This is a genomic window from Micromonospora chokoriensis, assembly GCF_000718555.1.
In the GTDB taxonomy this organism is placed as follows: Bacteria; Actinomycetota; Actinomycetes; order Mycobacteriales; family Micromonosporaceae; genus Micromonospora; species Micromonospora chokoriensis_B.
The window spans coordinates 158,232-179,885 of sequence record NZ_JOAN01000009.1; the positions used below are offsets into that span (position 1 = coordinate 158,232).

A 21,654-nucleotide genomic window follows, 5' to 3' on the forward strand; every position below is an offset into this window, starting at 1 on the left:
GTACCTGTACAATACAGCTAACTGAGGAGTCGGAGTGGATCGGCGTTCCGAACCCAACCGCAGTGCCATCTACGCCACCACGCTGGTGGCCTTCCTCGCCATCGCCGGCATCGCCGTCGTCGACCCGATCCTGCCCGCCATCGGCGACGCGATCGGGGTCACCGCCTGGCAGGTCGAGCTGCTGTTCACCGCGTACATCGCGGTCATGGCCCTGGGCATGATCCCGGCGACGCTGGCCAGCGGCCGGTTCGGCTTCAAGCCGGTGCTCATCACCGGCGTCTCCGTGGTCGGCCTCGCCGCGATCCTCGCCTCGTTCAGCGACAACATCGTGCAGCTCTCCGTGCTGCGCGGCGTCTGGGGTCTGGGCAACGCGATGTTCTTCGCCACCGCCATGGTGGTGCTTGTCAACCTGGCCGTCGACCGAGAATGGGTGGTCGGCCTCTTCGAGACCGCCCTGGGCCTCGGCTTCGCCGTCGGCCCGCTGATCGGTGGCCTGCTCGGCGAGGTGACCTGGCGGCTGCCGTTCTTCGTCTGCGGCGTCTTCATGGTCCTCGCCCTCGGCGTGGCCTCCCGCAAACTCCGCGAGCCCACCAACCGGCAGGCCCCGGTACGCGTCGGCCAGATCTTCGCCACCTACCGCCGACCGGCGTTCATCGCCCTCTGCGTGGTCACCGCCGCGTACAACTTCGTGTTCTTCGTGGTGCTCGGCTACACGCCGCTCTTCCTCGGCCTCGACGTCATCCCGCTCGGGCTCGCGTTCACCGGCTGGGGTCTCGGCCTGGCCGCCGGCATCATGGTGATCGGCCACCGGCTGGCCCACCGCATCGGCGCGGTGCAGACCGTCGGCGTGGCCATCGCCGGGCTGCTGGTCTGCATGGTCCTCTTCGCCACCTCCACCAGCACCGCCGAGGCGCTCGTGGTGCTGGTGCTCGCCGGGCTCTGCATGGGGCTGGCCAACGCCAACCTCACCGACCTGGCGCTCGGCCTCGGCTCCACCGACCGGCGCGTCGCCACCGGCGCGTTCAACCTGGTCCGCTGGGGCGCCGCCGCGCCAGCGCCGATCATCTCCGGCAAGCTCGCCGAGCGGTCGCTGTCGCTGCCGTTCTGGGTCGGCTTCGGGGTGCTCGCCGTCGGCGTGCTCGTCTACCTGGCCTGCGCGCACCTGATGGCCGCCGGCTACGGCGAACGGGTGCTCTGGTCGCGCGGGAACCGCGCCGCCGCCGAACGCGAGCAGACGTGCTGATCGCCGGTCGGCCGGGTCAGCTCAGCGCGCGCCAGAGTAGGTAGACGCCGATCGTCGTACCGAACACCACGATCAGCGTCTTGAGCACCACCGGCGGCAGCCGGCGGACGAGCCGCGCACCCGCGTACCCCCCAATCAGGGTGGCCGGCGCGACCACCGCGACCGCCGCCCAGTTCAAGGGGCCGAACAGGGCGAACACCACGAGCGTCGTGAAGCCCACCACCGCGGAGAGCAGATTCTTGATCGCGCTCACCCGCGCCAGGGTCGCGTCCAGCACCAGGGCCAACCCGGCCACCAGCATCACCCCGAGCGCCGCACCGAAGTAACCGCCGTACACCGCACCCAGCGCGACCATCGTCTGCACCGCGATCGTCCGCTGGCGTGGCGACAGATCGCGGGGGTGACCGACCAGCCGGCGCAGCGGATCCTGGAAGGCCAGGACCGCGGTCGCGCCAAGAACCAGAAAGGGTACGACCAGCTCGAACGCGCGGGCCGGAGTGGCCAGCAGCAGCAACGCGCCGACGATCGTGCCAACAATTGTGGTGGGCACCAGCGTGGCAAGCGCGCGAGGCCGCGGCAGATCCTGCCGACTGCCCGCGACGCTGGCCAGGTACCCAGGGAAGACGGCGACAGAATTGCTGACGTTCGCCGGCACCGGGGGCAACCCGACCGCGATCATCGCCGGAAAAGTGATCAATGAACCGCCACCGGCCACCGCGTTGACCGTGCCAGCGGCGAGACCGGCGGCGAGCAGCAGCGCGGCGTGGGAGAGATCCATAGCCCCACGAGGCTAGCCCTCGCCCTGCGAGACGGATTCGCCGGACTGCCCTTGAGCTGCACGCTCTTGCCCAGGCGGGGTGGCAATACCGACAGCAGGCCCGTCGTTAGGATGAGAGCGCGACGGACGAGTCGACCGGGCGGCCGCGTCGGCGGGCTTCGGCCCGCCGCCGAGGAACGTCCGGACTCCACAGGGCAGGGTGGTTGTTAACGGCAACCCGGGGCGACCCGCGGGACAGTGCCACAGAAAACAGACCGCCGACCCCTTCGGGGACGGTAAGGGTGAAACGGTGGGGTAAGAGCCCACCAGCACCCCGGGTGACCGGGGTGGCTCGGTAAACCCCACCCGGAGCAAGGCCAAGCAAGGGCCGTCACCGCAAGATGACGACCCGGCGCAGACGCTTGAGGGCTGCCCGCCCGATGTCTGCGGGTAGGCCGCTAGAGCCTGTCGGCAACGGCAGGCCCAGATGGATGGCCGCCGCCGGCGCAAACCCTTTGGGGTACGCGCCGCGCACAGAATCCGGCGTACAGGTCGACTCGTCCGTCGCCCACCAGGTCAGCTATCCTTCACATGGTGGCTGACCTGCTGTTTCTTCGGGCGCTGCTGGTTGTCGTCGGTCATCCTTGGTCGTCGTTTGACGGCCCAGACGGCCCGAGGGCGGCCCGAACTCCACTCTGATCCACGCCGATGTCCCCGCCTACTCGCCCCCGGGCCAAGCAATCCTGTAGACACGCTGCTGATACTGGTGGGGTGAGATTCCCTCGACCGGGCAGCAAGCGCAAGAAGCGGCCGTCGCGCGCTCCAAGCGCGTACGTCACTGGGATCGTTAGGGGTGAAACTTCTTCGCTTCATGCCGAGAAGTGCCCGATCCCCAAAACGCATAACCGTATGCGAGATTGTCACGACCAATGGCACGCACTGACCCGCGAGTACCACCATCCGCAGCACTTCCGTCGCGAGCTGAATAGTCTCATACAGAGCCTCCGAAATGTGACTTTCATTCTTCAGGCCGAGAAGTCTGGGATTGAGAATTTCGACGCATGGTATGAGCCTTGGCGGGAACGAATGCGCGGAAACCCGGTTATGCGTTGGATTGTGGACTCGCGTAACCGTGTCGTGAAGCAGGGAGACTTGGATGCCAAGTCTGTTGCGAAGGCTTCACTCATCGCTGCCTACTGGTCAGGAGATCCGCCCGAGGGTTTCAACCGTGCTGCCGGTCCTGGCTCCGATGAGCAAATTGAGGTATCGGTCGATATGCCGCCTTCGGCGTCAACGAAGGAGCAAGTGCAGGACCTGCGGAAGATTCCTGATTTCTTCGTCCGTGAAGGTTACATCGAACTAACTCGGAGATGGGTAGACAGCGCACTCCCGGATCGAGAGGTGGCTGATGCTTGCGCCGAAGCCTTCGGCTTTATGTCTGTTATGCTGGATGACCTCCATCAGGCGTTGGGAATTGAGTCCGGGACGGCTTTGGCGCACCCAGGCGGCCATGTAGTTGTAGATGACCTCCCGAATGGTCGTCTACCCTGTATGGGCCCGATGGACTACGCCGTGCATCGGCTTAAGTTGTCAAACGGAGCAACGGATGTCGGCGGTACCCGCTATGCCTTCGCGTCCAGTGAGGAAGATTACCAGCGGTCGGCAAAGAGATACGGCATCCAAGTCCCTGAGCCTCAGACTTGGGACTCGGTTACGGGTCTTGCGGACTGGTGCATGAGCAATGCTCGCGCCATCCTTAAGAAGGATCGTTGGCATGGATGGTACGTAATGCTTTATAAGGGTAGCCAGCTCGTCAATATTGAAGCCCTGGAAGCGCGGGATCGTCCTGACAAGATTGTGATGATGCGTGAGCTCGCGGCAACGATCGAGCGGAGCGGCATTGACGGCATCATCGAGATCGGAGACGCCTGGTTCGGCAAGATCGTCCGTGACGATCAGGGCTTCGTGATTGCGCCGGCGCTGCTGCCGGATCGCATGGAGAGCCTTACTGTTGTCGCGGAGGACGCCTACGGAAACTATAAGAATCTGGTCTCGCCGTATACGCGAAAAGGTCAGAGAATTGAATTCTCGGACGAACCGATCGACATGAGTGAAACTTCGTTCGCAAACAATCTTCAGCCGATCCGCGATGCGTGGCGGCGTATGGGGTTCACGTCTACCGTGCGCCAACCCTAGAATGAGAGTGGCGGGTGACTGTCGGTGAGACCGTGTGCGGACAGCAGTAAATGCTAGGGCTGGGCAGCATTTGACAGCTTCTACGGGTATTTAGCGACCCTTGAAGGGCCCTTGGGCTCAGACTGCTTCCCGGTACGGTTCCTGCAAGTGAAAGCCTCAGTTCATTCCCTGTTCCCACATTTCGTATAGGTGAGTCTCGTGGACATCTAGCATGGTGAGCACTCCACCATGAACCATATCGAACGCCTCGCGGAATGCAGACGCAAGACGAACAACGTCGACCGCCGTTGCGTCCGTCTTGAGGTGGTTGGCGTATCGAAACGCCTCCCCGCTCGGATCGAGTTGGTGCAAGCGCATGAGCCAACGCATTGTCTCAGGCGGAAGGCTGCCCAACTGGAGCTGGTTGAGAAGCCCGGCGAGCTGCTCTGCTAGAGGACCTAGTCGGTGCCGCTGCTTGCTCTTGAGATGTGCCTCCAACTCAGAAGGCGTTGGGACACCATGATCTCGTCTAGCCATCTGCAGGCATTCCACTGCCTGACGGATCGCCTGCTTCAAGGCCAGTTCGATGCCATGGCGGTAGTTATAGATCATGGGTAGCAGCAGGGGATCGTTCGGATGGGGGCCGCTCTGCCACGCGGCCAGGACAGCATCCCCGGCGTCGGCGAAACCGCAGGCTAGACCCCTATCCCCGTCGTAGTAGCCCACCCATGCAATGTCCTGCCAATCGGACGGTTCTGGAAGAGAGCTGAGTAGGTCGCCCATGCGAGGATGATGCAGCATTAGGTGAGAGTTCGCCTGCCTTGACGTCCGACCGGCGCGTCACCCATCCGAACCTGGTCAAGCAAACCTTGACGCGATGCATGGCCCCTTGTTAAAGCGACGCGTTATCTGGTATTTGTCCATGCATGGCGAGTAGGTGGGGGCAGTGCACTGCCGCGACGGCATCTGGCTCGCGGTGTCCCAATGGCGCGGCGAGCGAATCAAGGCTCTGCCACATCCATGATCCTGCCCTGCCATGCGGCGCAATCGTTGGTCCCGGCACTCGGCGATGAACTGTCGCCACGGGTGGCTGCCAGTGCCTTCACCAGCAGGAGCCTGAGCAGGACACGCTGTTCTAGCAACGATGGAAATCGCGTCGGCGGGTAGCTGCGCGATGAGGCCGGGGCGGGGATGTGGCGCGCGCACCCCGGGCAGGCCCTGGCCTGCCGGCGACGCCGGCCGGAGGGGCGGCCCGGCACACTCCGCGCCGCATCCGGCCCCGGCCGCGGTGACTCGCGCTTTGGCGTGTCCTGCGACGGCCGCCGCGCCTCGGCCGGCTGCCGGCCCACGACCCCATCAGTAAAGGGTCTGTCGTTCTGCGGCGGCCCTCGGGGCTTCCCGCCTCCGTGCCAGCCGCTGGGCGTCAGGTGTGACGGCCGCAGAGCGCCAGCGGTAGCGGCCGGCGCACGCCCAGGCGGCGGCGCGTTTGGCCCGTTCAGGGCCGCCTTCAATGCGTACAGAAACTTTGAACGCAGCAGCCGGCCGGCAGCCGACTCCGGTTCTCGAGCATGGCCTGACCGCCCTTGCCCCCTGATAATGAGCGCTGTGGATGATCTGTACGCGGTCCGCTTCAGCCTGCCCGGAGGGGTGCCCCTCGACGAGTTGGGCAACGCCGAAGGTCCTGGCGAAGACGAAGATGAAGAGCCGGACGTCAAGACGACTTTTGCTCATTTCGGCCTCGCGTACTACCAAGCATGCGTCCTTGAGCACGAGATCGTGAACTTACTATCCGTGGCCAGGATCGTCGAGGCTCGACGAGACGCCGAGCGGCTCTTGTCGGATCCCTGGGATGAGAAGTTCAAGAAGACGATGGGGGCACTCATCAAGCAACTTGAGCCGAACCTAGGGGCTGATCCCGAACTTGCTGCCGATCTAACGGAAGCACTGCGGCAGCGCAACTACCTTGCACACACCTTCTGGCGTGAAAGGGCAGACGACTTTGCTGACGATTCAGGCCGGGCGCAAATGATCGCTTTCCTCATCGAAGCTCGCAGGACCTTCGAGAGCGTGAACGAGCGGTTGACGTTGGCACTTGGAACGCCCCTTCTACGAGAGTGGGGTGTGACGCCAGCGGCGGTGGATGCCTGGTATCGGAACACCATAGAGCGGGTGGTGCGTGGCGAGTTACGCGTGCCACGGGACACCATCGACTCGGTGCGCCGGTCGCTGCTGGACCGGATCGCGCCGCCGAGCTCCGACTAGTGGAGTGGGACTGTGGGTGATCCGTTCCGTCAGTACGCTGGCGGTATGTTCGCCCACGTCGATACCGCCCGGGAGATCGCCGGCTCAAGTTGGAGCCTGCTCTGCCTCGCCGTTGGATTCACGTCCAAGTGGTAGCCGCTGAGGCGCGACAAGTCGCCGCGGCTGTTCCCACCGAGGATGAGGACGTGTTCGTAGCTGCATGACGTGGGCTACAGCCCGGATCTCGTCAACACCGGCTTCCACTCCCTGGGTGGCGCCCGTTTGCCTAAGTGGGCCGTGATTAGTGGCTATCGATATTCGAACTTGGGTGATTCCTCGGTCAGGCGCTCCTCTTCGCGCAGGACATCAGTTAAAGGCGCTTGGCGATCTCAGCGACGAACGACCGCCAAGCCGTCGGACCGAACGTCAGGGCCGGACCGGAAGGGTCCTTGCTGTCCCGGACACCGATCACACCGGGCAGGTTGTCAGCGACCTCGATGCAGTTGCCTCCGGACGATCCGCTGCGCCGGGACTTGCGCCAGGTGGCGTTAGTGAGGTCCATGATCGCTGTGCACTTCCTTCATCAGCTCGTTGGACTGTCGACGCGGGAGTGCCTCGTTCCTCACGTTCTCCCACCTCGTCTGAAGAGTATGTAGCCCATCTTCGTTGTCGACCACGATCCCGCCTAGCTGATTTTCGAGGTGCCCGACCCAGGCCCCGTCGCCAGCTCGCGCCAGCGCGAACGGCCCGGACAGCCCGATGTGGAGGCCGGCACCCGCTGGGATCACGTGGATGTGAACGTGCGGCAGCTCGGCAACGGTGATGAGGTGGGCGACCTGCTCGGCCATGATGCCGGCGTGTTCGTCGCCCGCGCGACGAAGCGTGGATTCATCGAGCACGGCCACCACCTGCGGCGGCGTATCGCCGGTCAGGATCTTGTGTCGACTCATGCGAGCGCTTACCTGCTGGTCGACTTCGGTGGCGGACATGAGGTCGTTCAGGCGCATCACGACGCGGGCGTAGTTCTCGGTCTGGAGCAGGCCCGGGATCAGCAACGGCTCGAAGAGACGAAGCTGTCGAGCGCCACGCTCGGCATCCAGCCACGGCAGAAACCACGACGGTGCGCCGAGTTTCACCACCAGGCGTCCGAACAACCCGTCGTTGTTGAAGGCGCGGTCTGCTCCCCGGATGAAGTCCATTGTCAGCGCCCGAGTGCCGCTCTCCACGGCGCTGACGTGTGAGGCGCTGAAGCCCGCTGCCCGACCGAACGACTCTTGCGTCATCCCGGACGCCCCACGAGCGCGGCGGATCTCGCTCACGATGAAGTCCGCGAGAGGGCTCGGCACGTCAGCCATACAAGACTCCTCAAATCGGAGATCGACTACCCGAGGTGCCACACGCCTGGAGCCTGTTCTGCCAGCTCCGGCCCGGACACCTGGAACGCCTTCCGAGCGTAACGGTCTCCACAGCAGAGTGTCACCAGGCGGCGCGGCTGGTAGGGACCACGAGACCCGGCGGTCGCGTTCGTAGCGGGGCCGCTCCCGACGGGCGAGCACTCACGGGAGCGGCCTCTTCCCAACAGCACCAGGGGGAGACCGTGCCCGACGACAAACCCGAGAAGCCCATGAAGGCCGGCGACGTGATTCTCTTGACCACGGCGGCGAGCGTGCAGTTCCTGCGCCCGATCTTCGTTCGCGTCATCCGCGAGTTGCCCGAGCGGCACACGTACCACGGGTGGGTCTGGATTGAAGGCTATGAGCTGAACGCGGCGGGCCTCGCGGTCGCGCGGCGCGAGTTGTACGTGATGCGTGCGGGCGTGCGGCTGCAAGCCCTGCCCGTCGCACCGACCAGGCCAGCCAGACGCCGCCGAACGCCGGTGCGGGTCGGATGACCGCCCGCCCTCGCCCGCACCTGCCGATGCGCCCGGCGTGGCTGTGCCGCAACTGCGCCGCAGCCTGGCCGTGTGGCCCGGCGCAGCTCGCACTCGCGACGGAGTTCTACGGCCATTCGATCGCGCTGGCGTTCTACCTGGCCGCGTCGATGCAGGAGGCGATCGACGACGTGTACGGCCTGGGGATGCGCCCGGACCCGTCCGCGCTGCACGCCCGGTTCCTCGGGTGGCTGTCGCTGGCCCGGCGGCCTCGCCGACGCTGAACCAAAGGACGCCGGCCGGGTGGGTTGCCCCACCCGGCCGGCGTCTTGATCCCTAAAACCTCAGTGCTTCTTGAACACCGGCATGGTGTCAAGCGTGGTGGTGATGTCCTGCGTGGTGCCGCCCTTGTACGTCTTCCCGGTGAAGATGTCGGTCCAGCTGTTGCCCGGCGGGAACCACACCGACGTGGTGGCGGTGCTGCCCGGCGTCGTCACCGGCGCCACCAGGTAGTCCGGGCCGTACAGGTACTGGGAACCGGCGGTGGCGTACGCGGCCTGCTCATTCGGGTACGCCAGGTACATCGAGCGGACGATCGGCGTACCCGTGCGGGTGGCTTCCTTGGCTGCGGCGTAGGTGTACGGCAGCAGCTGCTCGCGCAGGTTCAGGAACTTCTTGGCCGACGCGTTCGCCACCGGGCCGTACTGCCAGGGCAGCCGGTCGCTGTGGTTGGAGTGCAGCCGGTCGATCGGCTGGAACGTGCCGAACTGGACCCACCGGGCGTAGAGGTCGTCGGGCAGCTTCGTGCTGCCCGGCTCGGTGCCCGGCTCCTGGAGGCCGCCGGTGTGCCCGCCGATGTCGTGGCTGACTGCGGCCAGCCCGGTCGCGGCCGACTCGCCCGGGGTGTAGCCGACCTCCATCTGCAGGGTCGACCAGTCGGAGGTGGTGTCGCCGGTGAAGTGCAGCGTGGTGCGCTTGTCGGCCCACGGGCCGGTCGACACCGGGGTCGGGCTGCTGTAGCCGCCGGCCTGCAACGAGCCGTACGCCCGGGAGAACGCGAAGCCGGTCTTGTCGGCGTACTGCTGGTTGATCCAGGCGTCCGCGGTCACGCCGGCGAGCGAGGACTTGGTGTTGTCGCAGCACCAGTCCAGCCACCAGAGGTCCGGGCCCTTGCTGCCCTTCGGGATCATCCCGTCGTGCAGCTGCATGTACGCCTTGAGCTGGTCCGGGTCGCCGAAGTCGAAGGTGTAGCAGTCGGGGCCGCCGTTGCAACCGACGCGCTGCAGCTTGCCCTTCGCGGTGGCCTGCGCCTGCGCGAACTTCGGGTCGGAGCCGAGGATGCTCGGGTGGATGTTGAGGCCGGTGTGCAGGCCCTGCTTCTTGGCCCAGTCGAAGAACGCCTTCGGGTCGGGGATCCGGGTGGGGTCGATGCTCCAGCCGTTCCACCTGTCCGGCGCCTTGACGTCGGTGTCGAGGACGAGCACGTCCATCGGCACACCCGCGGCCTTGGCCCGGTTCACCAGGTTCTGGAACTCGGTGGCGGTGCGGTCGTAGTACTCGGAGTACCACACCCCGTACGCCCACTTCGGCAGCAGCTTCGTGGGCCCGGTCAGGGTCGACAGGTCCTTCAGGGCACGGGTGAAGTCCTGCCCGTACGCGAAGACGTAGCCGTCCTGCTCGGGGGCGGGCCGGGGCTTGGTGTTGCTCAGCGCCGAGGCCGAGTCGTCGAGCAGGTACCAGCCGTCCTGGTAGAGCAGGCCCGGGGCGGTAAGTGCGGAGCCGGTCACGCCGTCCAGGCCCCGGCGGTAGCCACCGAGCGGCGCGTGCGGGGCGAGCAGCGGGGAAGCCTTGCTCGTGACGGCGACCGTGTCGACGTTGACGTTGCAGCTGGCGTCCGTGGGGCAGCCCAGCGTCACGGTGTTGGTGCCACGGTCGAGGTGGACCGGGACGGAGACGGTGTTCCAGTAGTCCCAGCCGCTGGTCGGCGGAAGGGTCGCCGTGACCGGTGCCGCCGTTCCCGCGGTGACCGACATGGTGCGCGACTGGACCGGCTGGGCGCCGGCCTGGCCGTTGGCGTAGCGGATCTGCACCTGGTAGTCACCGGCGGCCGGAACGTTCGTCACGGTGAGCGCCACGGCGGAGGTGGTGCTCTCCAGGCCGGCCAGGAATCCCGTACCGGAAGCGCCGTTGTGGTCGTTCGCGGGCCGCGCGCCGCCGGTCAGTGCGCCGGTCTCGGCCTCTCCCAGGGTGCCGAAGGGCAGGGGCTGCGGCTGGGGCGGGGCCGGCGCCGGGAACGGATCGCCCGGGTTGACCACTGCGAGGCTGTCCACGTTCACGTTGCCGGAGTCGTTGGGGCCCCGCACGACGCTGATCTCGTGCCGGCCCGCGGTGAGGTCGACCGGCACGCTGGCCAGGCCCCAGGTGTCCCAGTTCGCGGTGGGCGGCAGCGTCAGCGTGTGGCCGGCGTCGCCGTCGACCTGAACCGTCAGGGTGCGGGCCACGTTCTGGCCGTCGCCGCCGGTGCTGTTGGCGTAGCGGACGGTGAGCTGCTTCGTGCCGCCCTCTGCGGCATTGAGCGCGAACGTGGCCGAGTCGCCGGACGCGGCGAAACCGGCCGCGAAGCCGCGCCCGGTGTATCCCTGGTGGTCGGTGGCCACGCCAGGGCCGTTGAGCTGCAGCGATTCGGTCTCGCAGAGCGCGCCGAACGCGCAGTCCGGTGCGCCGTGGCCGGCCCAGGGCTGGCCCTGCACGATCTGCTTGCCGGCCTTGAGCTGCACGGTGAGGTTGTCGGCGGTGAACGTGCCCGAGCCGACCTGGTAGCGCAGCGTCATCGCGTCGGTCTCGATGACGAGCCAGCCGTGCTCGACGCGCTTCGTGAATCGCGTACGGGGGAAGTCGTCGCGCCCGATGGCGTTGAAGGTGGCGGCGTTGGTGAACTTGCCGTCCTTCTGGTACTCGGTGCGGATCAGGGTCGGGGACAGCACCTCGAAGCGTGCGTTGCCCGACCGTACGGCGTCGTCCTGCGCCTGGTGGTGGCTGGCCTGGGCCGGCGCGGACGGAGCGAGTGCAAGCCCCGTGATGAGGATGCCGGCTGCGGCGGCGGCTGTCGCGCTGCGGCGGCGTGAGTTCCGATAGAGCAAGATGCGCTCCTCGTCTCATATGGAGGAAATGAGTCGATGACAACGCTGTCACTCGACCGAAACACATGTCAACTGGCCCCGGAGAGTGTCCCTTCTCTCTTTCGTCAACAGCCGTACCGATGACGTTCGACCGCCGGTCAGCCCTTGATGGCCTGCGGTAGTCGGACCTGCCCGTCGGTTGCGGCCCTCTTTCGGGGAAGCGTGACGCGGACGGAGAGGCCGCCGCCGGGATGTGGCGCGGCGTCCGCGTCACCGCCGTGGGCTCGGACGACCGCACGGACGATGGAGAGGCCGAGACCGCTGCCTTCCGCGGTGCCGACCCGGTCGGTGAGGCGTCGGAAGGGTTCGAAGAGCGTGGGCACCTCATGGGACAGGATGACGGGACCGGTGTTCGACACCATCACCTCGGCGCGCTCGGCGTCGGCGCTCGTGCTGACCCACACGGTTCCGCCGAGCTGGTTGTAGCGGACGGCGTTGTCGACCAGGTTGTAGATGAGCTGCTGAAGCAGGAGCGGGTCACCGAGTACGGTCGCGGACCCCAGCCTGGTCGCGATCCTGACCTGCTTCTCTGCGGCGCGGGGCTCCACGGCCTGAGCGGCTCTCGTGGCGAGTTCAGCCAGATCAAGGTGCCCGGTGTTGGTGATCGTGTGTTCGGCGCGGGCGAGGGTGAGCAGAGATTCGATGAGCCGTTCGTGGCGGTGGTTGACGGCCAGCAGGTTCTCCCCGAGCTGGCGTAGCTCGACTGGGTAGTCGGGACGCCCCATCGCGACCTCGACGAGGACGCGGTTGACCGCGATGGGGGTCTTCAGCTCGTGGGCGGCGTTGGCGATGAACCGGTCCTGGCCGGCGAACGCCTCGTCGAGGCGGTCGAGCATCGAGTCGAACGAGTCGGCGAGGCTCTTGACCTCTCCGGGTGCGGAGTTGAGGGCGATGCGCTGGTGCAGCGTACGGCCGGCGATCCGGTGGGCGGTCGCGGTGATCATGTTGAGCGGGCGTAACAGCTGGCCGGAGACGAACCAGCCCACCGCGGTGCCGACCAACCAGACCACCACCACGGTCAACCCGCACTTGAGAAGCAGATTGCTCTGCATCGTATCGAGGATGACCTGCGGTGTCGGGTCGTCGGGTCGATACACGCGCCACTTGCCGTAGGCCACTGCCAGGCTGTATTCCATCCCGTTGTTGACCACGATCAGGGTTCCCCCCAGCACCGTGCTGCCGCCCAGCAGGAGCACTGCGGAGATGACAAGAGTCAGGCGGACCCGCAGGCTGCCGCGCCAGCTGCCGATCATCGCGGCCGGCACCCGACCGCGGTGGCGGTCTCGATCAGCTGCGGGTCGCCGAGCTTGCGTCGCAGATCGCAGATGGCGCTGAACGGATCCATGTTTCGTCGCAGACCTTCTCGAGCAGGGCGGTGTGGAGAGCGTTCGGCGCGCAGGAGTTCCGCCAGCAGCACGAACTCATTGCGCCCGGGACTGATGTGTCGTTGGCCTGCCGACGATCGCGATCACGACGGTGCCGCGATCGTCGGCAGGATCACCCATATGCGCGTCGGCGCCTCGGTCAGCCGGCCTTACCGTTGCCGGAATCCGGAAGCGGATACTGCTCCTCGCACGCCCGGGCGGCTGGCGCGAAGTTGGGCTTGTTGACCATCCGGTAGTGGGCCTCCTTCTCGCCTGGGATGCCTGCGGCGTTCGGGTCGGGGTCTTTGTATTCGGTAATTCCGTGTTCCCTCATGCACACGGCGAATTTCCTATCCCTTTCCAGCGCTTCCGCAAAAGCCTTGTTGTCGAGGTCTTGCACGGGCGCATCGGGCAGCGGGAACAGCGTCACGCACTCCTGTACCCGCGAGTCGTTGAGGTTGTCCGTGGGATAATCGCCAAGCAGTTGAGGTGCCCCACGTCCGTTGTAGCGCACAGTGGTGAAACCGCGGTCGTTCAGGCATTTCACGTGGTCGCGGAACTGCTTGTCGTACGCGGCCAACTCCGCGGACTCACCGGTTGACGCGGCGTCCTTTGGCTCCTCGGACGAACACGCCGCCATCGCCACCACCAGAAGGGAAAGGCAAGCGGCAACCGCTGCGTGCTGTCGCCAACCCCTCGAACGCATTTCTGGCCGCTGTCTGAGCAGCATGGTGCCTCCCCTGATCGGTGTTTCAGTAACGGAACTTCAGCAGTAGGTGCCGCGATCGTCGGCGGATCACGGGTGCGTGTCGTTGCTTTGGTCAGCCAACCCCGCCGCCGCTGGTCCGAGGCATTGGAAATTGCTCCTCGCACGCCTGGAGCGCGGGCGCCCAGGCCGGCTTGGCCTGCAACCGCAGGTAGCCCGCCTTCCCGCCCGGGTACTCTATGCCGCCGCCCGCTTCCGGGTCCGGAAACTCGGTGACTCCGTGTTCCCTCATACACACGGCGAATTTCCTATCCCTTTCCAACACTTCCGCAGAAGGCTTGTTGTCAAGGCCATGCACGGGCTCCTCCGGCACCGGGAACAGTCTTACGCACTCCAGCACCTTCGGATCGTTTGGCTGGTAAATGGGATAATCGGTAAGCAGTTGAGGCGCGTCGCGGCCGTTGTAGCGCACAGTGGCAAAACCGTGGTCGTTCAGGCATTTCACGTGGTCGCGGAACTGCTTGTCGTACGCGGCCAACTCCGCGGACTCGCCGGTTGACGCGGCGTCCTTTGGCTCATCCTCCGACGAACACGCCGCCATCGCCACCACCAGAAGGGAAAGGCAAGCGGCAACCGCTGTGTGCTGTCGCCAACCCCTCGAACGCATTTCCGGCCTCTGTCTGAGCAGCATGATGCCTCCCATGATGGGTTTTTCGGTAACGGATTTCAGCAATAGCGGCGTCAGCCGTCAGTTGATCGAACTCGAAAGATGTCGAGTCTCAGGAAGCGGCGAGGGCTTCCGTCGGGGTCAGGCGCGCAGCGCGTACGGCGGGGTAGAGCCCCGCGATCGCGCCGATCACCAGCGTGGCCGCGAAGGCTCCCGCTGTCGCCCAGATCGGCAGCGCAGCCGGCCAGTGGCGGGTAGCCGCGTAGGCCACCGTGACGAGGACTCCGATCAGGACACCGCCAATGCCGCCGAGCGTGGACAGCAGTAGCGATTCCATCAGGAACTGCATCAGGATCTGACTGCGAGTCGCCCCCAGTGATCGGCGTAACCCGATCTCGGCGCGACGTTCGAGCACGGAGATGACCATCGTGTTCGTGACGCCGATCCCGCCGACCAGCAGCGCCACCGCCCCAAGCCCGAGGAGCAGGCCACTGAGGGTGTCCTCAGTGATCATCTTGGCGGCCAGCGCCTCGGAGGGCCGGGAGACCAGTACCTCTCGGGGGGCCTGGGGCTTGACGGTCCGGGGCAGCAGGGTGCGTACGCCGGCCGCGGCGTTCTCCGCGGTACGGGTGTAGATCGTCGTGGCGATCCCTTTGAAGCCGAGGTACTTCTGTGCGGCCGACCAGCTGACGAACACGGCGTTGTTCAACTCGTCGGCGATCTCCACGGGCGCGAGGATCCCGACCACACCGAAGCGCTGTCTGCCGATCACCACCTGTGGCTGGGACTCGACGTCGTCGATCCCCAGACGCTGTGCCGCCGTCCAGCCGAGCACGGCGGTAGGGAACTCGTCGGTGGAAGCGTTGAGCCAACGACCGTCGACCGGGCTGAAGCCGATCGTCTCCGCCAGGCTCGCCTGGCTGGCGATCACGGCCATGCTTCCCGTCTCACCGGTCCCCACGTGTTCGTTGCGGTACACGTAGACGCCGTTCAACGACCCGACCGCCGCCACCGACTCCACCGCTGCCACACGCGAGATCATCGGAGTGGCTTCCTGCGGCAGTTGAGTCCGCTTGCCGTCCGGGGTCTTCCCTGGCTCGATCTTCAACAGGTCGGTACCAAGCCGATCCAGTTGCCGGTCAAGCTCGGCCTGGCTCGAACTTGAGATCCCCACGACGCCGATCATCGCGGCGATACCGATGGCGATGCCGAGGGCCGACAGAAGAACCCGCAGCCGCCGAGACCGCAGCCCTGCCGCACCGACCTGAAGCAGGTCACGCAGGGAAAGCTTGCCGGGGCGGGGAGGTGGGATGCTCATGCCGTACGCCCGATCACCGGAAGCACGACCGTACGGTCGGCCTTCTCAGCGGTGGCGTCACCCTGCCTGCTGCGCTTGCCGATTCCCGCGCCACTGTCGTGCGAGATCACACCGTCGGATATCTCGACCTGCCGCGGCAGACGTGCCGCCAGTTCGCGGTCGTGGGTGATGATCAGGACGGTGGTGCCGGCCGCGTGGAGGTCCGTCAGCAGGCCGAGAACGGTGGCGCCCGAGTTGGAGTCGAGATTGCCGGTCGGTTCGTCGGCCAGCAGCAGTGGCGGGTTGCCAATCAGGGCACGAGCGATCGCCACCCGCTGCCGCTCGCCACCGGACAGCTCGTGCGGCCGGTGGTGCAGGCGATGTCCGAGACCAACGCGTTCCAGGGCCGCGTCCGCACGTTCACGTCGTTCTCGGATGGCGACGCTCGAATACAGCAGCCCGTCGGCCACGGCGTCGCGTACCGGCACGCCCGACGTCAGGTGGAACTGCTGGAACACGAAGCCAATCGTGGTGGCCCGGAGCCCGGACAGTTGCCGGTCGGTGAGGGTGGCGACATCGTGCCCACCGATACGTACCTGCCCTGACGTCGGCTTGTCCAGGGTGCCGATCAGGTTGAGCAGGCTGGACTTGCCGGACCCGGAGCGGCCGACCACCGCCAGCGCCTCGCCGTACCCGACCGCAAGGGAGACGCCGCGCACGGCCTGCACCCCGCCGGGGTAGACCTTGGTGACGTCCGTCAGCTCGACCACGTTCACTGCGGCATCACCACCGTCACGCCTTCAGCAATGCCGTCGCCGCTGATCTCGACCTTGCCACTGGAGAAGAGTCCCGTCTGGACCGGTACCACCCGGCTGGTCGCGCCTTCCCGGATCTCGACACCGAAGCCACGGTCCCCGATCGCCAGCAGCGCGTGAACGGGCACCGCGAGAACGTTGGCGTGCTCTTCGGTGACGAACACGACGTCCACCCGCCCAGGCGGAAGCTCGCCCTTGTGTTGCAGGTTCAGCAACACCGTCACCTGCGGCTCGGCGTCGCCCGCAGGCGGCGCCGCCTGTTCCGACTCCTGGCCGCCGGGGGAGGGAGGCTCTACGACACTCGCGACGGTCGCCTGCACAGCGGTGCCGTCAGGCAGCGTGACGGTGGCTTTCGCCCCCTTCTTGGACAGCTCCGGCTTGGCTGCCGGCACCGATGCCGTGACGATCCGATTCGTCGGGCTAGCGGTGAGAACGTCAGCGCTGGCTGGCGTACCGAGTCGCGCGGAGTGCGAGACGACGCGGACAGCTCCCGGCGCCACGATCACCGTGGCCGGGTCGACCACGCCCGTCGGCTCCAGGCCAAGGTCGGTCTGCCAGCGTTTGACGGCCGCCGTGGTGGAGGCGGTGAAATTCTCGTCGGCGTCGAAGCCCGTGTAATTCAGGTCCCGCAGGTTGGTCTCCAACTGCCCGACATCCGGCCCCTTCGCGCCTACGTTGATGGGGCGGTAGAACGGCAGGTTGCCGTAGAGCAGCACGACCGGATTGTTGTCCGCGCGCAGCAGGGGCTGCCCCCGCTTGACGGTGCTGCCGACCGGTGCCAGCCAGGTCAGGGTGCCGGCAGCCCGTGAGGTCACTGGAAGCGGCTGCCCGTATCCGACCTCGCCAGTCGCGTTCACGGCCACGGTGACGGTGGTACGCGTCACCGTCGCGGTGCCGAGCGGAGGCTTGCCCCCAGTCTCTTTCGGGTCGCCACCGAACTTGAGGCCTCCGGACAGGGCCGCCGCCACTGCGGCGACCGCGACGACGCCAACCACCCCCAACACGACCCGCGGTTTCCCGCCCAATGCCCTGCGCGAGCCGCTCATCGAATTCCTCCATTGGTGGCGCGCGACTGCGGCAGCCACCGAGCGCATCCTGGCCGCGCCAGCACGGCGGTTGTCTGAGCTGCCTTGCCGTTCCGCGCAGCCCAGCCCAGGGTCTGCCCGTCTGGCCGACCATCGGGGCGGACTTCCAGCCCGGTGGTCGGCTCCGACCTGGCCGCGTGTTCACGACCAAACATCATCTTTTCTCCGAACTGACTCAGTGGCAGGCGCGCGACAGCCCCTCATCTGACCTGCACAGAAGGCGAGGGCGACGCAGGGTGTGTTCACGGATGCGATCCGGCGGTCGCTCTCGATCAACAGTTCAGCAGAGCCCGGGTATGGGGAACATAAGCGCGCCACCGCGAAGGACCCACCGGGTCGGCGTGGAAGGCGCTTTGACCCCGTGCTGGACGATGAGTTGGTGAAGGTACGGCGTTCGTACTTCGACCGTCTCGTCGTCCTGCTGTTTGGGATGCTGATGCTCTTCGGAGCTGTCTCGATCGTCTACACGGCGGTGACGACTGATATCGGCTGGGTCGGCCTGCTCCTGTTCGCCGGGGCTATGGCGTTCGGCCTGGCGCTAGGTGGCCAGTTGGTGCGGCACGCCGTGCTGCCGTTCCGCGTCGATGTCGACTCGCATGGGTGGTCGTTGCGGACCCCGAAGCTCAACCACCACCTGCGGTGGGACGAGGTTGACGCGGTTGTGCTGGCCGATGCTCCCGCAAACGCCGGCCAACGCATCCCGGCGGGTCCGCGGTTGCTCTTGGTGCCTGCGGTCGGAGTGGGCCTGGGCGTTCCGCTTCCTGAAGAGGTGGACGGCCAGGCAGCCATCGAACTGTTTCAGCTCGACGAGGTGGCCTGCACAGAGGACCAGCTCGTACGGGACGTGACGGTGCTGGCCGGCGACCGCTTTCACGATCTGCGCCGACGTCCGATCCCGCCGGCTGACGGGATCCCGTTGCGGCGCTTTCCCGACGAGCCGGACAGTGCCCGGTTGACGCGATGGCTGGACCGGCGTCAGGCCCTGCTGTTTGTCGGCTGGTACCTGCTCGTCCTTGTCCCTACGCTGACGCTCATCGTCTGGGCGGCACAGCGCAGCGAGTTGCTCGGCGTCATCGTGCTTGTCGTGTCCCTGGTGACGATCGGCACCGTCACCTCCAAGGTCCGGGCCACCGTTGACTGCTGCCGGGACCTGGTCGACAGGGCAGAGTCGATCAACGGCGCGGACCTGGTAATCAATCTTGAGATCTTGTCTGGCCGGACAAGCCTGCATTCTGGGATCGTCAGCGTGCTGCCACCGGGCTCGTTGAAGGGCTTCGGCAAGGCGTGGCTGCTCACGCAATCGGCAGACGATGGCGTTCCAAACCCGATCTTGCTTCTCAGCGACCCGCGCACCGGACGGGTACGCAGCCGGGACGACCTCCAGACACTGGAGGCGGTCCTGCGTGTCGCCCCCGACGAACGGTCACGGGCCGCAGGCCGGCAACTCGAAGAATTGGCCGTGCAGGCGTCGGCATCTGCCCTGTCGCCCCACACGCCCTCGTCAGAAGCTCCGCCAGCTTCCGCATACGCCACTGCCCTCTGGCAGGCATCGAAAGGTGTGGGGCGTGCTGTTGTGCTGCTCGGCGTCCCGGTCACCGTTGCGATCGCGGGCGGCTGGGTGGTCGAGAACTCGGCCTTCGTGGGGCCCGCCCTGATCATCGCCGCCGTCTGCCTGTTCGGCATCTGGATCTTCTACGCGCTGTACCGCGTACTGCGGCTGCTCGGGGCACTGTTCGCGATCGTCGCGCGCATGTTCCGCTAGGACGTCGACCACCGAGGCCGTCAATCGCGTGCGGTCAGCAGCGATGGCTGTCGAGCGGGGCGGCGCCGGCGAGGGCTTCGACTGTCGTCGTCGGTGCGACCGACTCCGTCGGGGTCGGCGAGGGCGGGGCGGCGCTCGCCGTGGGGGTCGGCGGGGCCGAGGGCGAAGCGCTGGGCGTGGGGGAGGTGTTGACCAGGGCAGCCGTGCTGCGTTGGACCTGCTTCGAGACCATCCGGATGGCGGTGGCGGTCGTCTGCTGTCCGTACACGTCGGTGACCCTGATGCTGTAGGGCCCGGGGCCGATCCCGTCCTCGACGGTCCAGTAGTTGTCGGTCTGGCGGGCGGCCTTGCGGAAGCCCCCGGTGGGGCCCTTAGCCTCGACCGCACGCAGCGGGTTGCCATGGTTGCCGACCTGCACCGCGAACCAATACTGCGATGCGCCGCTCTTCATCCGGAAGGTGAGGCCGCCGGTGATCGGCGGGTTCACCACCGCCCGGTACGTCACGGGTGCGATGCCCTGCGCCCGGTCGGCGATCCGGGCGAAGGCCTCGTTTGAGAGGTCGATCTTGCCGGGCCCGCAGCCGCCGCACTGGTCCATGACCATGACCCGGACCTTGCCCTTCGGGCCGCTCACGTCCAGGTAACTGCCGCAGGCCGCCGCCCTGGAGTATTCGGATGCGCCGAGCGCCACGTAGAGGCGGTCCGCCGGAGGGCTCGGGAAGGAGCAGGTGCCGCCCGAGCGGCCCGCGTCATAGAAGCTGGCCTTGCCCTTGTGGACGGTGTTGCCGGTCGGTGGCGCGGCGCAGGCCGGGGTGGCGCCGTCGCGTACGGCGAGGGTGATGCCGAGGACGGCGGCCAGGGCGGTGACCCCGGCACCGGCCAGCCAGTGTCTGACCCGCCGACTCGACCGGGGCGTGCCGTTGTCGCTGGCCGGGGTGTCGTTTTCGGGGGCCACGCCTGGTGCCGTCACGGCGTTTGATGTTGCCGCACCAGGCTGTGGCAGCGCAAAGCCGTCCCACCGATCGTCACTCGCCGGATCGGCGGGGGTGCAATCCGTTGAGGGCGGTGGCGATGACGCGGCGTGACTCGCGGCCCTCGCTCCGGCGGGTTTACCGCTCCCGCACCGAGAGGGCGGCTCGCTCAGGACGCGACACCGTCAATGCCGCGACATCCCGCCGGGAAAATTGCCCGGGGACGCTCAGTCCAGCCCTGGCGTTCGAATGGAAGTTGTTCAGAGCTTTCACCCACTCGTCGGCGAGAGCGTGCCACGTCTCGTCGTCTAGCTTCTTGCCCTGCCGGGCAGGCTGCTCAAGCTGCCAGACGGCGCGGTTCAGCTCGTGCGCCGCCTCGATGGTGGGCGCGTCGGCTAGTAGAGGTAGCGCTTCGAACGCTTCGGATCTGCGTAACTCGACGTCGGCGAGCTCTCGAAGCAACGCCTCAATGTCGCTCTCAGGTACGCCCTCTATGCGGCCTGCGTGAACCTGGTTCGCTCGAGTGCCGGCCATTTTTGCCGCTGAAACGTAGGACACGTAGGCATCCAGTCGACGCTGATCCCACCGGACCTGCAGCTCCCTGGCAAATCTGTCCCGGTCGGTCAGTCTGCCTACGACGTAGGTGCCGGCTGCTCCCGAAAGCACTGCGATCACGGCCGCTAACGCGGTGATTGCTTGATCCATCGTCGACGCATCCCTCCGCTCTCTGCAGACGGCACGCACGGTAGCGGCACAGGTCAAGTTCACCATCCGGCGATGCGGGCTGCCAGGACGGGGGCCAGGGGAGGAGGGTCGATGGTGCTTACCCTGTCTCGCCGGATCGGCGGGGGCGCAATCCGTTGAGGGCGGTGGCGATGACGCGGTCGGCGTACTCGGCGGTGAGCGGCCCACTGCGTTGCAGCCAGCGACTGAACAACGGCCCCCAGATCAGGTCCACCGCAACATCGAGGTCGACGTCGTTGGCGAGTTGGCCCGCCCGCTGGGCGCTGCGCAGGCGTTGCCGCTTTGCCTCCTTCAACGGCCCGTCCAACCGTTCGGCGTACGCCGCTGCCAGCTCGGGGTCGAGCGCGATCTCGGTGGCCAGCGCGCGCATCGGTTGCTCGTACCGGGGATCGTTCATCTCCGCGACCGTGGCGTGCAGCACCGTGGTCAGGTCCGCCGTCAGGTCGCCGGTGTCCGGCAGGGTCGGCGGCCCACCCTCGGTGGCTTCGCTGAGCATGAGGAACGCGTCGAAGATGACCGCGCCTTTCGACGGCCACCAGCGGTAGATGGTCTGTTTGCCGACACCGGCCCGCGCGGCGATGCCCTCGATGCTGACCTTCGCGTAACCGACCTCCTGAAGCAGGTCGAAGGCCGCGCTGAGGATGGCGCGTCGCGAGGTCTCTCTCCGGCGGGCCGTGTTGGGCGTCATGAGCGGTCACGATAGCAGTGGCGAGACGAACCGTCTCGTCTTGACGACGTCGGTGGAGAAGTCCTAGCCTTCCCTTCATGGCGAGACGGA

20 protein-coding genes and 1 other RNA gene are annotated in these 21,654 nt (G+C 66.7%); 7 read left to right on the forward strand and 14 right to left on the reverse strand.

Annotation, left to right across the window (positions count from 1 at the left end):
- Positions 1-34 precede the first annotated feature (34 nt).
- The gene (locus tag IF46_RS0114200; protein WP_030488802.1) at positions 35-1,243 is read left to right on the forward strand and encodes an MFS transporter; all 1,209 of its coding nucleotides are present in this window, start codon (positions 35-37) and stop codon (positions 1,241-1,243) included.
- A 16-nt stretch (positions 1,244-1,259) separates the two neighbouring features.
- Here the strand turns inward: IF46_RS0114200 and IF46_RS0114205 are convergent, their stop codons facing one another.
- Positions 1,260-2,021, reverse strand: a complete 762-nt coding sequence (locus tag IF46_RS0114205; protein ID WP_030488803.1) for a sulfite exporter TauE/SafE family protein — start codon at positions 2,019-2,021, stop codon at positions 1,260-1,262.
- Positions 2,022-2,148: 127 nt separating this feature from the next.
- Between IF46_RS0114205 and rnpB the strand changes: the two genes are divergently transcribed.
- Positions 2,149-2,564: RNase P RNA component class A (rnpB, locus tag IF46_RS33295), an RNA gene on the forward strand.
- 447 nt (positions 2,565-3,011) lie between these two features.
- The gene (locus IF46_RS34390; RefSeq protein WP_157563008.1) at positions 3,012-4,196 is read left to right on the forward strand and encodes a hypothetical protein; all 1,185 of its coding nucleotides are present in this window, start codon (positions 3,012-3,014) and stop codon (positions 4,194-4,196) included.
- A gap of 156 nt (positions 4,197-4,352) precedes the next feature.
- On the opposite strand, the gene IF46_RS0114215 is transcribed toward IF46_RS34390, so the two are convergent.
- Positions 4,353-4,958, reverse strand: a complete 606-nt coding sequence (locus IF46_RS0114215; protein ID WP_157563011.1) for a hypothetical protein — start codon at positions 4,956-4,958, stop codon at positions 4,353-4,355.
- An 822-nt stretch (positions 4,959-5,780) separates the two neighbouring features.
- On the opposite strand from IF46_RS0114215, the gene IF46_RS0114220 reads away from it, so the two are divergent.
- Positions 5,781-6,437, forward strand: a complete 657-nt coding sequence (locus IF46_RS0114220; RefSeq protein ID WP_157563014.1) for a hypothetical protein — start codon at positions 5,781-5,783, stop codon at positions 6,435-6,437.
- 349 nt (positions 6,438-6,786) lie between these two features.
- On the opposite strand, the gene IF46_RS0114225 is transcribed toward IF46_RS0114220, so the two are convergent.
- Positions 6,787-6,978, reverse strand: a complete 192-nt coding sequence (locus IF46_RS0114225; protein WP_030488807.1) for a DUF397 domain-containing protein — start codon at positions 6,976-6,978, stop codon at positions 6,787-6,789.
- Positions 6,965-7,771 carry a helix-turn-helix domain-containing protein gene (locus IF46_RS0114230; RefSeq protein WP_030488808.1) on the reverse strand — a complete coding sequence of 269 codons (807 nt, stop codon included), beginning with the start codon at positions 7,769-7,771 and terminating at the stop codon, positions 6,965-6,967. The genes IF46_RS0114225 and IF46_RS0114230 overlap by 14 nt, the downstream gene beginning before the upstream one ends.
- Positions 7,772-8,040: 269 nt before the next feature.
- Between IF46_RS0114230 and IF46_RS0114235 the strand changes: the two genes are divergently transcribed.
- Both IF46_RS0114235 and IF46_RS0114240 read left to right on the forward strand, forming a co-directional pair.
- The gene (locus IF46_RS0114235) at positions 8,041-8,307 is read left to right on the forward strand and encodes a hypothetical protein (protein ID WP_030488809.1); all 267 of its coding nucleotides are present in this window, start codon (positions 8,041-8,043) and stop codon (positions 8,305-8,307) included.
- Positions 8,304-8,570, forward strand: coding sequence for a hypothetical protein (locus IF46_RS0114240; protein WP_030488810.1), 267 nt, complete (start codon positions 8,304-8,306; stop codon positions 8,568-8,570). The genes IF46_RS0114235 and IF46_RS0114240 overlap by 4 nt, the downstream gene beginning before the upstream one ends.
- A 60-nt stretch (positions 8,571-8,630) precedes the next feature.
- On the opposite strand, the gene IF46_RS0114245 is transcribed toward IF46_RS0114240, so the two are convergent.
- From IF46_RS0114245 to IF46_RS0114280, 7 genes are all read right to left on the reverse strand, one after another.
- On the reverse strand, positions 8,631-11,426 hold the full coding sequence (locus tag IF46_RS0114245) for a TIM-barrel domain-containing protein (RefSeq protein ID WP_030488811.1): 2,796 nt from the start codon (positions 11,424-11,426) through the stop codon (positions 8,631-8,633).
- Positions 11,427-11,563: 137 nt separating this feature from the next.
- On the reverse strand, positions 11,564-12,718 hold the full coding sequence (locus tag IF46_RS0114250) for a sensor histidine kinase (protein ID WP_051723914.1): 1,155 nt from the start codon (positions 12,716-12,718) through the stop codon (positions 11,564-11,566).
- A gap of 271 nt (positions 12,719-12,989) precedes the next feature.
- Positions 12,990-13,559, reverse strand: a complete 570-nt coding sequence (locus tag IF46_RS0114260; RefSeq protein ID WP_157563017.1) for a hypothetical protein — start codon at positions 13,557-13,559, stop codon at positions 12,990-12,992.
- Between the two features lie 91 nt (positions 13,560-13,650).
- Entirely contained in the window at positions 13,651-14,226 is a 576-nt protein-coding gene (locus IF46_RS33280) for a hypothetical protein (protein ID WP_157563020.1), read from the reverse strand.
- Between the two features lie 88 nt (positions 14,227-14,314).
- A complete protein-coding gene (locus tag IF46_RS0114270) occupies positions 14,315-15,520 on the reverse strand; it encodes an ABC transporter permease (RefSeq protein ID WP_030488815.1) in 1,206 nt (401 codons plus the stop codon).
- Positions 15,517-16,269, reverse strand: coding sequence for an ABC transporter ATP-binding protein (locus IF46_RS0114275; protein WP_084597909.1), 753 nt, complete (start codon positions 16,267-16,269; stop codon positions 15,517-15,519). The genes IF46_RS0114270 and IF46_RS0114275 overlap by 4 nt, the downstream gene beginning before the upstream one ends.
- A 2-nt stretch (positions 16,270-16,271) precedes the next feature.
- Positions 16,272-17,360, reverse strand: a complete 1,089-nt coding sequence (locus IF46_RS0114280) for a peptidoglycan-binding protein (protein WP_030488817.1) — start codon at positions 17,358-17,360, stop codon at positions 16,272-16,274.
- A 400-nt stretch (positions 17,361-17,760) separates the two neighbouring features.
- Between IF46_RS0114280 and IF46_RS33285 the strand changes: the two genes are divergently transcribed.
- A complete protein-coding gene (locus tag IF46_RS33285) occupies positions 17,761-19,161 on the forward strand; it encodes a hypothetical protein (RefSeq protein ID WP_030488818.1) in 1,401 nt (466 codons plus the stop codon).
- Positions 19,162-19,195: 34 nt separating this feature from the next.
- Here IF46_RS33285 and IF46_RS0114290 read toward each other — a convergent pair whose 3' ends face one another.
- The 3 genes from IF46_RS0114290 to IF46_RS0114300 form a co-directional block, all read right to left on the reverse strand.
- Complete coding sequence (locus tag IF46_RS0114290) at positions 19,196-20,131, reverse strand: expansin EXLX1 family cellulose-binding protein (protein ID WP_051723905.1); 936 nt, start codon at positions 20,129-20,131, stop codon at positions 19,196-19,198.
- Between the two features lie 139 nt (positions 20,132-20,270).
- Positions 20,271-20,837: a hypothetical protein gene (locus IF46_RS33290; protein WP_051723906.1), complete on the reverse strand. Its 567-nt coding sequence runs from the start codon at positions 20,835-20,837 to the stop codon at positions 20,271-20,273.
- A gap of 118 nt (positions 20,838-20,955) precedes the next feature.
- Positions 20,956-21,564 carry a TetR/AcrR family transcriptional regulator gene (locus IF46_RS0114300; protein WP_030488821.1) on the reverse strand — a complete coding sequence of 203 codons (609 nt, stop codon included), beginning with the start codon at positions 21,562-21,564 and terminating at the stop codon, positions 20,956-20,958.
- Between the last annotated feature and the right edge of the window lie 90 nt (positions 21,565-21,654).